Origin of the sequence: Roseivivax jejudonensis, assembly GCF_900172265.1 — a bacterium.
GTDB classification, from domain to species: domain Bacteria; phylum Pseudomonadota; class Alphaproteobacteria; order Rhodobacterales; family Rhodobacteraceae; genus Roseivivax; species Roseivivax jejudonensis.
On record NZ_FWFK01000001.1, the window covers coordinates 600,992 to 615,573 of the forward strand.

13 protein-coding genes are annotated in these 14,582 nt (G+C 68.4%); 7 read left to right on the top strand and 6 right to left on the bottom strand.

Translation table 11 applies throughout. The features are described from left to right. Nucleotides 1-25: 25 nt before the first annotated feature. Nucleotides 26-2,269, bottom strand: coding sequence for a TRAP transporter permease (locus tag ROJ8625_RS03005; RefSeq protein WP_085790349.1), 2,244 nt, complete (start codon nucleotides 2,267-2,269; stop codon nucleotides 26-28). Between the two features lie 152 nt (nucleotides 2,270-2,421). After that, complete coding sequence (locus ROJ8625_RS03010; RefSeq protein WP_085790350.1) at nucleotides 2,422-3,435, bottom strand: TAXI family TRAP transporter solute-binding subunit; 1,014 nt, start codon at nucleotides 3,433-3,435, stop codon at nucleotides 2,422-2,424. A gap of 288 nt (nucleotides 3,436-3,723) precedes the next feature. Here ROJ8625_RS03010 and argB point away from each other — a divergent pair, with 288 nt between their 5' ends. Together argB and ROJ8625_RS03020 are read left to right on the top strand one after the other, a co-directional pair. Further along, nucleotides 3,724-4,617 (top strand): acetylglutamate kinase, encoded by an 894-nt coding sequence (gene argB, locus ROJ8625_RS03015; RefSeq protein ID WP_085790351.1) that lies wholly within the window; start codon nucleotides 3,724-3,726, stop codon nucleotides 4,615-4,617. After that, a complete protein-coding gene (locus ROJ8625_RS03020; protein ID WP_234984149.1) occupies nucleotides 4,614-5,114 on the top strand; it encodes a SixA phosphatase family protein in 501 nt (166 codons plus the stop codon). The genes argB and ROJ8625_RS03020 overlap by 4 nt, the downstream gene beginning before the upstream one ends. Before the next feature lie 4 nt (nucleotides 5,115-5,118). On the opposite strand, the gene ROJ8625_RS03025 is transcribed toward ROJ8625_RS03020, so the two are convergent. The 3 genes from ROJ8625_RS03025 to lptE form a co-directional block, all read right to left on the bottom strand. Then, complete coding sequence (locus tag ROJ8625_RS03025; RefSeq protein ID WP_085790352.1) at nucleotides 5,119-5,709, bottom strand: glutathione S-transferase family protein; 591 nt, start codon at nucleotides 5,707-5,709, stop codon at nucleotides 5,119-5,121. 66 nt (nucleotides 5,710-5,775) lie between these two features. Continuing rightward, nucleotides 5,776-6,801 (bottom strand): DNA polymerase III subunit delta, encoded by a 1,026-nt coding sequence (holA, locus tag ROJ8625_RS03030; protein WP_085790353.1) that lies wholly within the window; start codon nucleotides 6,799-6,801, stop codon nucleotides 5,776-5,778. A gap of 7 nt (nucleotides 6,802-6,808) precedes the next feature. Beyond that, a complete protein-coding gene (gene lptE, locus ROJ8625_RS03035; protein WP_085790354.1) occupies nucleotides 6,809-7,315 on the bottom strand; it encodes an LPS assembly lipoprotein LptE in 507 nt (168 codons plus the stop codon). A gap of 181 nt (nucleotides 7,316-7,496) precedes the next feature. Here lptE and ROJ8625_RS03040 point away from each other — a divergent pair, with 181 nt between their 5' ends. Then, nucleotides 7,497-9,017: a calcium-binding protein gene (locus ROJ8625_RS03040; RefSeq protein WP_085790355.1), complete on the top strand. Its 1,521-nt coding sequence runs from the start codon at nucleotides 7,497-7,499 to the stop codon at nucleotides 9,015-9,017. 192 nt (nucleotides 9,018-9,209) lie between these two features. Beyond that, nucleotides 9,210-10,469: a glycosyltransferase gene (locus ROJ8625_RS03045; protein WP_085790773.1), complete on the top strand. Its 1,260-nt coding sequence runs from the start codon at nucleotides 9,210-9,212 to the stop codon at nucleotides 10,467-10,469. A gap of 6 nt (nucleotides 10,470-10,475) precedes the next feature. On the opposite strand, the gene ROJ8625_RS03050 is transcribed toward ROJ8625_RS03045, so the two are convergent. After that, nucleotides 10,476-10,982: a DUF3576 domain-containing protein gene (locus ROJ8625_RS03050; RefSeq protein WP_143535023.1), complete on the bottom strand. Its 507-nt coding sequence runs from the start codon at nucleotides 10,980-10,982 to the stop codon at nucleotides 10,476-10,478. A 274-nt stretch (nucleotides 10,983-11,256) separates the two neighbouring features. On the opposite strand from ROJ8625_RS03050, the gene ROJ8625_RS03055 reads away from it, so the two are divergent. From ROJ8625_RS03055 to ROJ8625_RS03065, 3 genes are all read left to right on the top strand, one after another. Further along, nucleotides 11,257-12,285 carry a porin gene (locus ROJ8625_RS03055; protein WP_085790356.1) on the top strand — a complete coding sequence of 343 codons (1,029 nt, stop codon included), beginning with the start codon at nucleotides 11,257-11,259 and terminating at the stop codon, nucleotides 12,283-12,285. Nucleotides 12,286-12,385: 100 nt separating this feature from the next. After that, nucleotides 12,386-13,852 carry a tetratricopeptide repeat-containing sulfotransferase family protein gene (locus ROJ8625_RS03060; RefSeq protein WP_085790357.1) on the top strand — a complete coding sequence of 489 codons (1,467 nt, stop codon included), beginning with the start codon at nucleotides 12,386-12,388 and terminating at the stop codon, nucleotides 13,850-13,852. Next, on the top strand, nucleotides 13,843-14,493 hold the full coding sequence (locus ROJ8625_RS03065) for a YggS family pyridoxal phosphate-dependent enzyme (protein WP_085790358.1): 651 nt from the start codon (nucleotides 13,843-13,845) through the stop codon (nucleotides 14,491-14,493). The genes ROJ8625_RS03060 and ROJ8625_RS03065 overlap by 10 nt, the downstream gene beginning before the upstream one ends. Nucleotides 14,494-14,582 lie beyond the last annotated feature (89 nt).

Genomic DNA, 14,582 nt, shown 5'->3' on the forward strand with positions numbered 1-14,582 from the left:
CCCCCGCGGGGCGCGGCGCGCCACGTCAGTCCGCGCCCTTGACCTCGAAGCGCATGTCGCCGCCGCTTCCCAGCATGCGCTGGAGTGCGAAGGCCGCGGCGGTGAAGGCGATGCCGATCAGGTCCGTGGCCCATCCGCCCTCGATCATGAAGAGCGCAGCGACGAGGAGCGCGATCCGGCTGAACCACGCCGCGCGCGCCCCGAGCAACCAGCCCTGCACGCCGGACGACAGCAGGAACACCCCGAACGTCGCCGTGATGCCTGCACGGGCCACCTCGAACCATGTACCCTCCATCAACAACGCGTTGTTGTAGAAGAACATGAAGGGCACGATGAAGGCGGCGATGCCGATCTTGAACGACGCCACCGATGTCTCCATCGGGTTGGCGCCCGATATGCCGGCCGCCGCGTAGGAGGCCAACGCCACCGGTGGCGTGATCGCCGAAAGGACCGCGAAGTAGAAGACGAAGAAGTGCGCGGTCAGCTGCGGAATGCCGAGTTCCACGAGGCCCGGCGCGACCACCGACGCGGCCACTGCGTAAGCCGCCGTTGTCGGCATCCCCATCCCGAGGAGGATCGAGATGCACATGGCGAAGAAGAGCGCGAGAAGCTGGCTCACCCCGGCCAGCCCGAGCAGCAGGTTGGAGAACCGCGCACCGACGCCCGTCAGCGCGATCACACCGACGATGATGCCCGCGCACGCGCAGACCGCGATGATCTGGATCGACATGTAGCCGGCCAGTTCGAACGCCTTCACGATCGAAGGCAGGCCCATGCGATATGGCGTGAGCCAGCTTACGACCGCGGCGGTCACGGTCGCCAGCGTGCCCGCCCGGATCACCGAGTAGCCCATGAACAGCGCAACGATCAGGATGATGATCGGCAGGAACAGGAATACCCGCTTCATCATCGTTTTCAGCCGGGGCAGTTCGTCGTCCCGCATGCCGCGCATGCCGAGCTTGGCCGCCTCGAAATCGACCATGAAGTAGACCGAGACGAAGTAGAGGATCGCCGGAATGACCGCGGCAAGCGCGATCTCGGTGTATGGGATTCCGGTGATCTCGGCCATGATGAACGCGCCCGCGCCCATGATCGGCGGCATGATCTGCCCGCCGGTCGACGCCGCGGCCTCGACCGCGCCGGCGGTCTGCTTCTTGTAGCCGACCTTTTTCATCAGCGGGATGGTGAGCGACCCGGTCGCCACCACGTTGCCCGCCGACGTGCCGTTGATCATGCCCATCAGGCCACTGGCGAAGATCGCGACCTTCGCCGGGCCGCCGCGGGCGCGACCGGCGCAGGCGAACGCGAAGTTGACGAAGTAATCGCCCACCTTGGAGGCCTGCAGGAACGCGGCGAAGATGATGAAGAGAATGATGTAGGTCGAACTGACCGCCGTCGTCGGCCCGAGGATACCGGCATCGGTGTAGACCTGGCTGAAAAAGCGTTTCCAGCTGATCGCCGGCGAATTGAGGAACCCGGGTAGGTACTGCCCCAGGAACACGTAGGCGAGGAACACCCCGGCAATGATGATGAGCGCGAGGCCGGCGACCCGGCGCGTCAGTTCCATGATCAGGATCGTGCCTGCGGTGGCGGCGATCGAGATCCCGACCGGCGCGAAGGGCGTGCCCGTCGAGTTGCGCATCAGCGTGCCGTAGATGGCGATGAGGTAGACCGCGACGGCGATCCCGCAGATCGACAGCACGAGGTCGAGCCATGACAGCGTCGCGCGCTGGCGGCGCGAGGCCCACGCCATCAGGACGCCGCCCACTGTCGCCACCATCAGCGGCACGCCGTAGAGCCACACCTCCCAGAAGCGGATGGTCTCGTCGATCCCGGTCCAGGAAAAGCCGTTGGAGATCTTGATGGCGAACCAGATCGACACCCCGAGCGACCACACCGCCGGGATCAGCAAGAGCGCGCCCAGCCGGTCGATCATCGGGGTCTCGCTCACGTCGTCCGCCGGATCGTTGCCGAACCGGGTCGCGGCGTAGAGCACGAACCCCAGAAGCAGCGCACCGGCCACGTGGACGATGCGGAAGTTCCACGTCTCCATCGGAAAGGTCGGCAGGAACGGAATCTCGATCCCGGTCCATTCGGCGATCGACAGACCGTTGAGCGCCGCAACGTGGAAGAAGGCGTAGATCGCGGAGAGCGCGCTCACGGTGTAGAATCGCCAGCCCGTGAACAACCGCCTGTTGGCGTCGACCGGTTCGTCGTCGACCCCCTCGGCGATCTCGAGGTCCATCGGATCGGCTTCCTGCTGTGTCATGACGGCCCCCTTCCCTGGTCAGCGCTGTCGGTCTCGGGCGCAGGTCTCTTTGGTCTGTGGATGCGCCGTCGGTTCGGGCCTCGGGGCCCGATGCAGACAGGGCCGCGTCCTGTCGCGGAACGCGGCCCTGCAATGGTCCGAAAGGACCGCGATCAGCTTCCGGAGCTGTAGATCATGTCGTCCGGAATATCGGCGTCCGCGTTCTCCATGAACCAGCGCGCCGCGCCCGGGTGCCACATGAGAACCTGGTTGCGGTCCCAGTTCTCCGGCACGGTGCTTTCCGCCGCGCGGTGGATGTTCACCATCCGCTCGTTGTCCGACATGACGATGTCGGTGACGGCGTAGACGAAGCTCTCGGGCAGGTCACAGCCTGCGATCGCGAAGTTCCACATCGACACGGAGCGTGCGGGCTCCTCGAGCGTCGAATAGGTGTCCGCCGCGATCTCGAACTCGGAGACCGGGAACTCCTCGAGCAGCATTGCCTGCTCTTCCTCGGTGAACTCGATGATGTTCACGTCGGTCTGCACCTCGAGCTGGCTGACCGCCGGGACCGGCACGCCGGCGGCGAACGCGATCACGTCCAGAAGGCCGTCCTGCAGCTGCGTGCCGAGGTCGGACCAGCCGCCGTTGCGGCGCTCGTAGTTCACGCCGAGCGTGTCCATCATGCGCGGAAAGTAGGTGTCGGAGGTCGAGCCCGCCGGGCCGAAGCCGATGCGCGCGCCATCCGGGATATCGGAGATCGACGCGATGTCCGACGACGACAGCGCGGTCACGGAGAACGGCGTCTGGTACATCGGGAACATCGCGCAGGCGCCGGTCATCTCCAGGCCGGGCGCGATCGGGTTGGTGCCCTCGAGCGACTCCGCCGCCGGGCCCATCGTCGTCATGCCGAAGGCCGCGTCACCGGTGTGAACGAGCGCCATGTTCTGCATCGGGCCGCCGGTGACCTCGCCACCGCCAGAAATGCCGAGTTCATCGGCCACGAGGTTCGCCCAGCCGGAGCCGTAGGCGAAGTAGGTGCCGCCCTGGCTCGCCGTGCCGACGGTGAAGCTGTCGGGCCAGCCCTCGCGGTCGCCGTACTCGTCCTGCGCGGAGGCGGCCGTCGCGCCCATGGACACGAGCGCCGCTGCGCAGAGCGCATGGGCGGAAGTGGTGAATTTAGTCATGAAATTCCTCCAGTCGGTACAGTCGTGCCGGTCCTCTTCCGGCGGAACCGGTGTAGTCGCACCGTACACCAACCCGGGCGTCTTGCAATCTAGGCAAATCGGGTTTGCGCCGATGACCGGTCGCACTCAGACTAGGACGGGCGCCGGCCCCGGCCAGCCCCGCGGCCGGCATCGGGCGCGCGCGACACGGCAGGGGCCCGAAGCGCAGGCCGGGCCGCGAACGGCGCCCCTTGCACCGCTGGCGCGCCCGTCCGATAACGGCGCGGCCCGCTTGAACGGTCAGACGAGATGCAGCCGCAGGACATGAACCGAGACTGGCACGCCACCGCCCGCACGCTGTCCGAGGCGCTGCCCTACATGCAGCGCTATTCGGGCGCGACCGTCGTCGTGAAATTCGGCGGCAACGCCATGGGCGACGTCCGCGAGATGGCGAGCTTCGCGCGCGACATCGTCCTGATGCGGCAGGTCGGCATGAACCCGGTCGTCGTGCATGGCGGCGGACCGATGATCAACCAGACGCTCGAGAAGCTCGGCATCGAGTCTCGCTTCGTGCGCGGCAAGCGCGTCACCGACCAGGCGACTGTCGAAGTCGTCGAGATGGTGCTGACCGGGCTCGTCAACAAGCGCATCGTGCAGGCGATCATGGACGAGGGCGGCCGCGCCGTCGGCCTGTCGGGCAAGGACGACGACCTTATCGTGTGCGCCGCCGACGATCCCGAGCTCGGCTATGTCGGCCGCCCGATCGAGATGAACGTCCAGGTGCTGCGCGATCTGTTCGCGGCGGGCATCATCCCGGTCATCGCCCCGGTGGCGACGGGCATGGACCCGAACGAGACCTTCAACGTGAACGGCGACACCGCGGCGGGTGCCATCGCCGGTGCGCTCGCCGCCGACCGCCTGCTGCTTCTCACCGACGTGCCCGGCGTGAAGGACACCACCGGCGAGGTCGTGACCCAGCTGTCGCCCGACGACGTGCGCAAGATGACCGCCGAGGGCGTGATCGCAGGCGGCATGATCCCGAAGACCGAAACCGCCCTGAAGGCGATCGGCGAAGGCGTGCGCGGTGTCGTGATCCTCGACGGGCGGGTGCCGAACGCCTGTCTTCTTGAACTCTTCACCGAGCATGGCGCGGGCTCCCTGATCCGCTCGCCCGAACTGCCGCGCCACGAGCAGCGGGTATGAGCGGCGTGCGCCGGCTTCTGCTCATGCGGCACGCGAAGTCCGACTGGAGCTTCGAGGAACCGGACCACGATCGCCCGCTGAACGCGCGCGGCCGGCGCAGCGCCGATGCCCTCGGCGCGTGGCTGCGCGACAGCGGCATGCTGCCAGATCAGGTGCTCTGCTCCACATCCCGCCGCACGCGCGAGACGCTGGAGCGGCTCGACATCGATGCGCCCGTCCGCTTCGAGGACCGGCTGTACCACGCCGCGCCCGAGGCCGTGCTGGATGCCCTGCGCGGCGCGGAGGGCTCGCGCGTGCTTATCATCGGGCACAATCCCGGCTTCCAGGAGACCGCGGCGCGGCTCGTCCGCGCCGCACCGACGCATCCGCGCTTCGGCGACTATCCCACCGGCGCGACGCTCGTCGCGCGCTTCGCGCTCGACGATTGGCGCGATGCCGTCTGGGGTATGGCAGACCCCGAGGATTTCGTGATCCCGCGCGAACTGCTCGACGCGTGAGCGCTCAGTCCCGCGTGTCTGCCCGGGCGAACGCCTCGCGAGATCTCAGGTTCTTTGCATAGGCCTTGAAGGCGTCCGGCGGCGGCGGAAACTTCGCCGCAATCGCCCAGCCACCGCAATGGCACAGGATGATGTCGGGCACGGTCATCGTGTCGCCCATCACATACGGGCCCGGAATCTCTTTGGTCAGGCGCTCGAGGTTGCGCGCGTATTCCGACTTCAGGCTGTCCTTCACCTCGGGAACCCGGTCGGCCTCGGGCAGGACGAAGCTGTGCCGCGCAGCGGTCCACAGAAGCGCGTCGAGTTCGTCGAGGATGCGGAAGGTCCACGCGTCCTGCCGCGCCCGCTCGGGCGTGCCGGCCGCATGGGTGAACCCGCCGTGCTTGTCGGCGAGATAGGTCAGGATCGCCGCACTGTCGGGAATGACGTGATCTCCGTCGAGCAGCACCGGCAGCTTGCCGAGCGGGGACACGCGCGTCACCTCTTCGGAGCGCGGCGCGGCCGGCACATGGGTGTAGTCCTGGCCCAGTTCCTCCAGCATCCAGAGAACCCGGAAGGCGCGGCTCTGGCGCATGCCGATGACGGTATAGCTCATTGATGTCTCTCCTCTGCCCGCACCGAGACTGGCCCAGTGCCGCGCGTCCGGCAAGCGCCCGTGCCCCTAGCGGCGGGCCAGCATCGCCAGGCGGATCAGCGCCCGTTCGACAAGCGCCATTGCCGGTGCATGCTGTCCGGCCGAGCGGAGCGCGAGATCGGTCTCGGTCAGGATCCGCACCGCCTGCTCCAGCCGGTGCATGCCCCAGCCTTGCGCCTGCCGCAGCATGCGGTCGCGCCGCGGACCGAAGACCGGCGGCCGCAGCCGCCCGATCCCCTGCCCCGGCCCGCCGGGATCGGCCGCCGCGGCATGGAGCGCGCGAAAGTGGCGCAGCGCGAAGATCGTCACCTGCACGGGCTGCACGCCCTGCCCCTCGAGCCGCCGAACGATCGGACCAAGCTGGTCCGCCTCTCCGTCGGCCGCGGCGTTGAGCGCGTCGTCGACCTCGGCGTCGGTCGTCGCCGGCGCCAGCAGCGCCACCTCCGCCGCCTCGAGCGGTGTCGGGTCGTCGTATTTGTAGAGCGCGACCTTCTCCACGGTCTGGCGGAAGTCGCCCGGATCGAGTTCGCGCGCGAGGGCAAAGAGCGCGTCCGACGCGGCGCGGTCGATCGACACGAGGCCGGCGCGGGTCAGCGTGTCCTCGATTTCGGCCCGCCCCGGCGGGTCATTGTAGATGCCGACGGCATACGCGCCGCGATGACCCTCGAACGCCTTGCGCAGTTTCGATCCGCCCTTGAGCGCACCGGCCGTCACCACGATCTGTGCGTCGCCCGGCCGCCACTCCGCCAGCGCGGCCTCGATCGCGGGAAAGACGGCATCGGTCGCGTCCTCGACGAAGGCGACCCGCGGCCCCGGAAAGAACCCCTGTGCCTTGATGGCGTCGAGCAGGGCAGCGCGGTCCTTGCGCAAATCTCCGCCCGGTAGCCGCGTCAAACGCATCTCGGTCTCGCCCTCGGGGCCGATGAGCGCGGCAATGACCTCTTGCCGGCGCAGCGCCACGCGCATCGCGTCCTCGCCATAGATGAGGATCCCGGTGGCGTCGGGATCGGGCCGCTTGAAATAGGCGGGCGCGTCGCGTGCCGAAAGCTTCATCGCCGTATCACCCGGGCAGTTCGGGCGCGGCGAGGATCAGCCGGTCGACGATCCGGTCGGCCAGAAGCGTCATCAGCCGCTCGAGCGCATCGCGTTCCGCCGCGAGCGTGGCGACGGCGGAGCCCGTGGCCGAATAGCCGGTGAAGCTGTCGAGCCGATCCTCCAGCACCACGGCACCGGTCGCCGTGTCGCGCAGTCGGATATCGACGCTGCCGACGACGCGATAGCGCGTCGTGGTTCCCGTCGAAGTGGTGCCGAAATCGGTCTCGCCGGTATCGATCGGTGTTTCGAGCGCATAGCGCCCGCCGGGCGCGTGGCCGAGGCGTTCCTCGATCCGACGATTGAGCACGTAGCCCGCCCGGTTCCTCGGCTCCGACAACGCAACCGAATCCTGCAGCCGACCGGCCGAGCCCTGCGGCCCGTAGGCCGGCGTGAAGCCGCAGGCCGGCGCCACGACGAGAGCGGCCAGAACGGTCCGGCGGTCCAGTCGTGTCGGAACAGGGCGGCGCGGCATCGCGGGATCTCTCGAAACGGCAGGGCGGGCCGGCGGCACCGGCCTCTCGCGGTGTTACGCGCCGCCCGCCCGCGCGTCCAGTGGCGGCGCGGTCCGGTCGGCGTTCACCGGCTGTTTACCACTTCCGTGATCTTCAGGAGGGGCCGTGCCGAGATGCAGCGACCGCGGCGGAGGTTCGACGATGGACAACGAGATTCCAGCCCTGACCGCTTCGGCCACTCGGTCGGCGCCTACACTGGTTCTGTCGCGTAGCGTGCTCGACTTCCCCGAGAACGCGACCGGCACGGTGCTGACGGCGCGCGCACCGGGCGCGACGCTGACCCTCGCAGGCCCGGACGCGCCGCGCTTCGTTCTCGGCGCGAACGGCGTTCTGCGTTTCGTCGCGCCACCGGACTACGAGGTGCCGGCCGATCTCGATCGCGACAACGTCTATCGCGTGACCGTGCGCGCGACCGCGCAGGGCGAAACCGCGACGGCCACAGCTGCGATCACCGTCGCCGACGTGGTCGAAACGCTGCCGCAGCCGGGTCTGAGCCTGTCCGAGACCGCGCCGCGCTTTTCCGAGAACGGGCTCGGTGTCGTGCTGACCGCGCGCGGTGCGCCCGGCGCCAATCTCGGTCTCATCGGACCGGACGCCGCCGCCTTCGTCCTGATTGGCGGCGTCCTTCGTTTCGTCGAGCCACCGGATTTCGAGGCGCCCGCCGACGTAGACGGCAACAACCGCTACGACGTTACCGTCACCGCCCGGAACCCCGAGACCGGCACGCTGGACGACGCGGTCGCAGCGACCGTGACCGTCACAGACCTTTCCGATGGCGGCGTCCCTCCGAAGGCCGGCGTGCCCGGAGAGCTGATCGTCGGCACCGACGGCAACGACAGCCTGCCCGGCACGGCGCGCGACGACACCATCGGCGGGGGCGCCGGCAACGATACGCTCGATGCCGGCGGCGGTGACGACAGGCTCTCGGGCTCGCTCGGAAACGACAGCATCCTCGCCGGCGACGGATCCGACGGGATCGGCGGCGGCCCGGGGGCCGACACGATTTCCGGCGGCGGCGATGCGGACACGATCGGCGCGGGTGCCGGGAACGACATCGCCGACGGCGGCGGCGGTGACGACATCGTCAACGGCGGCCCCGGCATGGACCGGCTGCTGGGCGGAGACGGAGACGACACGTCGGGCGCCAGCTTCGGAGACGACACGGTGTTCGGCGGCACAGGCGACGACAGCCTCGGCGGCGGGCCGGGGCGGGACCTCCTGTCGGGAGAGGACGGCGGCGACGCGATCGGCGGCGGCGAGGGCGACGACAGGATCTTTGGCGACGCTGGCGACGACTTTCTCGCGGGCGGCGGGCGCCACGACACGATCGACGGCGGCGCGGGAAACGACACGGTGAACGGCAGCGCCGGCTTCGACGTGATGGCCGGCGGCACAGGTGCGGACGTCTTCGCCTTCAACGATTTCGCCTCGGGCGACGTCGACCGGATCACCGATTTCGAGGACGGCCTGGACCGGCTGCGCCTTGTCGGTGTCGACAATGCACCGGGCAGCGGACTGGCCGGCAAGCTCGAGGCCCTGAATCCGACCGACGCCCGTGTGGACGGCGCCGACTCGGTCCTGCTCGTCTACGAGGGACACCGGATCGAGGTCGTCGGGCTGAGCGTGGCGACGCTCGACATCGGCGACGTCATCTTCATCTGAGGCCCGGCGATCCGGCGTGCGGCGTGCGGCGACCGCCTCTAACGCTGGGCGCACATGCGCATGAGCTCGCCCGCGCACCGGTGCCGCTGTGGCGCGCGCGCCGCCGTCGCCGACAGGCGAGTCGTGGGGACGTTCCCCCGCGCGGGCCGATATGGCATGACGCGTCGGGCGAGCGGACCAGGAGTGCAGACCGTGAAAATTCTCGTGATCCATCAGAACTTTCCGGGGCAGTACAAACACCTGGCCCCCGCCCTCGTGGAGCGCGGTCACGACGTGGTCTCGCTCACCCCGAAAGTCGAGAAGCCGACGACGTGGAATGGCGTTCGGCTCGTGCCCTACACGATCAAGGGCAGATCGACCGAGGGCATCCATCCGTGGCTGCAGGATTTCGAAACGAAGATCCTGCGCGGCGCATCGTGCTTTGCCGCCGCCCGCGAGATGAAGGAGAAGGGTTACAATCCGGACGTCATCCTCGCCCACCACGGCTGGGGCGAGAGCCTGTTCCTGAAGGACGTGTGGCCGGACGCGCGGCTCGGCCTGTACTGCGAACTCTACCATCTCGCGACCGACGAATTCACCCGGTTCGATGCCGAGTTCGACCGCGGCAATCCCAGCCTGACCGGCATGCGCATCCGGCTCAAGAACCTCAACAACCGCCTGCACGAAGAGGTCATGGACGCCGGGATCAGCCCGACGCGGTTCCAGGCGTCGACATTCCCGGAGCGGTGGCAGGAGCGGATCACCATTGCCCATGACGGCGTGTTCACCGACGAGGTGAAGCCCGATCCGGCCGCCACGCTCGAGGTCGGCGACGGGCAGATCCTCACCCGCGACGACGAGGTCGTGACCTTCATCAACCGCAACCTCGAACCCTACCGCGGCTACCACGTCTTCATGCGGGCCCTGCCCGAGATCCTGCGCCGCCGGCCGAACGCCCAGATCGTGATGATCGGGGGCGACGAAACGAGCTACGGCGCCAAGCCTCCCGCCGGAAAGACGTGGAAGCAGATCTTCATCGACGAGGTGCGGGATCAGATTTCGGACGCGGACTGGGCGCGCGTGCATTTCCTCGGACGGGTGCCCTATTCGCGCTTCCTGGCGATGCTGCAGGTCAGCCGCGTGCACGTCTATCTGACGTATCCCTTCGTGCTGTCGTGGTCGCTGATCGAAGCGATGAGCGCCGAATGCGCGATCCTCGCCTCGGACACGCGTCCGGTGCGCGAGGTGCTGACCGAAGACGAGACCGGACGGATGGTGGATTTCTTCGATCGCGAGGCGCTGGTCGACGGCCTGTGCGCGCTGCTCGACGATCCCGAGGCCCGCGCCCGGCTGGGTCGCGCCGCGCGCGCCCATGTGGTCGAGACCTACGACCTGCGGACCGTCTGCCTGCCCAGGCACGTCGACTGGGTCGAGCGCCTGGCAACGCTCGACCCACGTCCGATCATCGATTGACGCCGATCAGAACCGGTCGTCGGCAGCGCGCAGCTGCCGTGCGCGCGACAGGATCGCGTCCTCTACCGCGCGGACGGTCGCGGGCGACACCGGACCGCCGCGCGTGGCGAGCGCGACGTTGAGCGATCGCGCATCGAGCGCCGGGTCGCTGACGTAGATCGTCGCGCGATAGGCCTGCCCGCCGCCGGGCGGCACGCCGTAGCCGGTGGTGATCACCCCGGTGAACGGATCGACGGATTCGACCGGCAGGAAGCTGAGCGTCTCGAGAGAGGCGTTCCAGATGTAGCGGTTGACCGCACCGACCGTGCCGGGCTCGCCGCGCGGGCGGAAGAAGTCCCAGATGGTCGATCGTGGCGGGCCCTGCTCGCCGTAGATCTCCTGATCCGCGATGTCCTGTGCAGGCCGGGTTTCGACCGGCTGCCGCGGCGTGTCGCCCCTGAACGCGCCACACCCGGCCAGAAGGCCAAGGGCCGCGATGGGCACCAGAACCCGATACATGCGCATGATGGTCATCGTCCCCGCTCCCGGCCGTTTGCCGCGGCCCGTCCTTGCCGTTTCGCTTGTCCTTACAAGGCGCGGCGGCGTCCGACAAGTCGGCTCCGCCGCTGGGTCGACGAGCGCTTTGCCAGCCGGTCCAGACCTTTGTGGCAATTGTGCACCATCAAAAAGGTTGTTCCGCAACGCTCCGGGCTCCGCCTTGCGTGGCGCGGGGTCACCGGCGCATAGACAGTCCCATCAAGGCCGGGCATCCGGATTGGTACGTGCCTTAAGACACATGAGGGAACACATGAAAAAGATTCTTCTTGCATCCACGGCGCTGGTTGCAACGGCAGGCGTCGCATCGGCCCAGGACTTCGGCGTGGCTCTGTCCGGCCAGGCGGAGATGGGTATCTTCGACAACGGCAACGATGACTCGCAGTTCTTCACGGACCTCGACGTCACCTTCACCATGACCGGCGAGTCCGACAACGGCATCTCGTTCGGTGCAACGATCGACCTCGACGAGGCGACCGACCAGCCCGACTTCGAGAGCCCCTCGGTGCAGGGCGGCGAGAACATGTTCATCTCGTTCGGCGGCGCAACCCTGACCATGGGTGACACCGACGGCGCAATGGACGCAGCGATGCCGGAAATGGCGCTCGCAGGCGGCTCGCTCGCAGACGACGAAACCGGCCACGGCGGCTACGACGACCAGGACGGCCACGTTCTGCTCGGCACCGACTCCGGCCTGTCCTTCGACGGCACCGGCGACGGCCAGATCGCGCGCTTCGACTACGCGTTCAACGCCTTCACCTTCTCGTTCTCGGCTGAGCAGCTGGCGAACGGCGACGACGATGTCACCCTCCTCGGCGAAGACATCGGCAACTCCGTCTACGGCCTCGGCGTGTCCTACGCCGGCGACTTCGGCGGCGTCTCCGTCGAAGCCGGTCTCGGCTACCAGACCATCGAAGACCTCGGCGACACGTACGGCATCGCGGCCACCGCGGGCCTCGCCAGCGGCATCTCCTTCGGTGCAACCTACTCGCAGACCTCGCTCGAGGATGACCTCGCAGACGCGGCCGGCCTGACGGACGACTCGATCGACCACTACGGCGTCGGCATCGGCTACGAGATCAACGCCTTCGAAGTTGGCGTGAACTACGGCAAGTACGAGTCGGACGACTACGAAGTGTCCGGCTACGGCCTCGCAGCCATCTACGACTTCGGCGGCGGCCTCTCGATGCGTGCCGGCTACGGCAACACCGAGACCGACGACGATCTCTTCGACGACGACGGTTTCGACACCTACTCGATCGGTATCCGCATGAGCTTCTGATCTCTCACGAGATCGGAGTTACGGAAAGAGCGGGCCTTGCGCCCGCTCTTTTCTTTTGTGCGGGCGCTGCCTAGACCGGGATCCGGAAAGGAGCCCGCGCATGACCCGCACGGCCGAGAGCCCCGCCGCCCGCTACAAGGCCGCCCTCGCCGAGATCGAGGCGGGCCGCTTCGACAGCGCGCGCGCCGCGCTCACGCGGCTGGGGATGGAACAGCCCCGCGCGCCAGAGATCCCGCTGCAGCTTTCCCTGATCGCCGGGTATCGCGGCGACCTCGCGACGCGGCTGCGCCAGATCGACCGCGCCCTTGCGCTGAAACCCGACGACCCTGCGCTGCTCGATGCGGCGCTTGCGGCGTTCGGCGTCGCCGGTGACGAGGCCCGCGTCATGGCGCTTCTTGACCGACGTGTCGCCGTCGCGAAAACTCCGCTTCATGCCCAGACCGACAAGGCGATCTGGCTTCAGCATGCTGGCCGCTTCGCCGACGCGGAGGAGCTTCTGCGCGGCCTGATCGCGCGCCATCCCGACGAGGGCGTGCTCTATCGCACGCTTTTCGCGACGCTGACCGTCCCGGCGGACGATCCACTGATGCCGGGGCTCGAGAGGCTCCTGACGAAACCGAAGATCCCCGATGCCGCGCGCCTGCACGGCCATTTCGCCATGGCCAAGGCGCGCGAGGACCAGGGCGCATGGGAGGAGGTGTTTCCGCATCTCGACGCCGCCAACCGGCTTCAGCGTATCGCGGCGCCCTACGACCGCGCGGCGCACATGCGCGAGCAGACCGCGTTTCGCGCCGCGCAGGACGACGCGACATTCGCGCCGCCCGCGGCGACGACAGACGCGCCCAGCCCTGTTTTCGTGATCGGGCCCCCGCGGTCCGGCACGACGCTGGCCGAGCGCATCCTCGCCGGCCACGCAGGCGTGACTGCCGGTGGCGAACTCGCCCGCGCGCTCAGGCTTGTCTGGACACGCACGGTGTCGGGCGATCGCGTCAAGCGCCTCTCGGCGATGTCCGGCGCGGAACTCGCGGCACTGGGGGCGCGCTATCGCGACTTCCTGCGGCTCGACACCGGCGCGGTGGACGGGGTCGTCACCGACAAGTCGATCCAGTCTCACATGGTGCTCGGCTACCTGGCGCGAGCGTTGCCCGACGCGCGGTTCGTCGCCATCCGCCGAGACCCGCGCGACACCGCGCTGTCGATCTACAAGAACCACTTCAGGACCGGCACGCATCGCTACGCCACCGACCTCGGCGATATCGCTCACGCGCTCAAATCCTATCGCGACAGCATCGCGTACTGGCGCGCGCGCCTGCCCGACCGCGTGACCGAAATCGCCTACGAGGATCTTGTCGGCGATCCGAACCCGACCGCGCGGCGCCTCGCCGCGGCTGCGGGCCTGGACTTCGCGCCGGAAAGCCTCGATCTGGCGGGTGGCGGCACTGTGCGCACCTTGTCGGTGGCGCAGGCGCGCCAGCCGATCCATGCCGGACGCCGCGCCGCCTGGCGGCGCTTCGAGACCGAGTTGCAACCCTTTTTCGACGCCTGGGGAGACGCGCCGTGGGACTGACCGATATCCGCACCCGCATCGAGGACGCCTGCACCCGCGCTGGCCGCAAACCCGCCGACGTGGCGCTGATCGCGATCTCCAAGGTTCAGCCGAACGAACGGGTGAAGGCGGTCCTCGACGAGGGCCATCGGCTTTTCGGTGAGAACACGGTGCAGGAGGCCGAGGGCAAGTGGCCGGACTTCCGCGCCCGCTACGACGGCGTAGAGGTGCATCTCGTCGGTCCGTTGCAGAGCAACAAGGCCCGCCGCGCGGTGGAGATTTTCGACGCGATCCATTCGGTCGACCGCCCGAAGATCGCGCGGACGATCGCCCGGCTTGCGCAGGAGATCGGGCACTGCCCCGACCTCTTCCTTCAGGTCAACACGGGCGAGGAACCGCAGAAGGCCGGCGTTCTCCCAGATGAAACCGACGCCTTCGTCGCCGAGTGCCGCGCGCTCGACCTTCCGGTGCGCGGCCTGATGTGCATCCCGCCGGTCGAGGAGACGCCGTCGCTCCACTTCGCCCTGCTCGCCAAGCTCGCCGCGCGCAACGACCTTTCGGGACTGTCGATGGGCATGTCCGGAGACTTCGAGGAGGCGATCGCGCAAGGCGCCACGCATGTGCGCGTCGGCTCCGCGATCTTCGGCGAACGGGTCTATTGACCTGAGCCGGCCGCGCCGCCCGCTTGCGGGTGACAACGCGCGCGGCCCCACCTATAAGCGCGGCGAAAATCCGTCACGGACACGAGGAT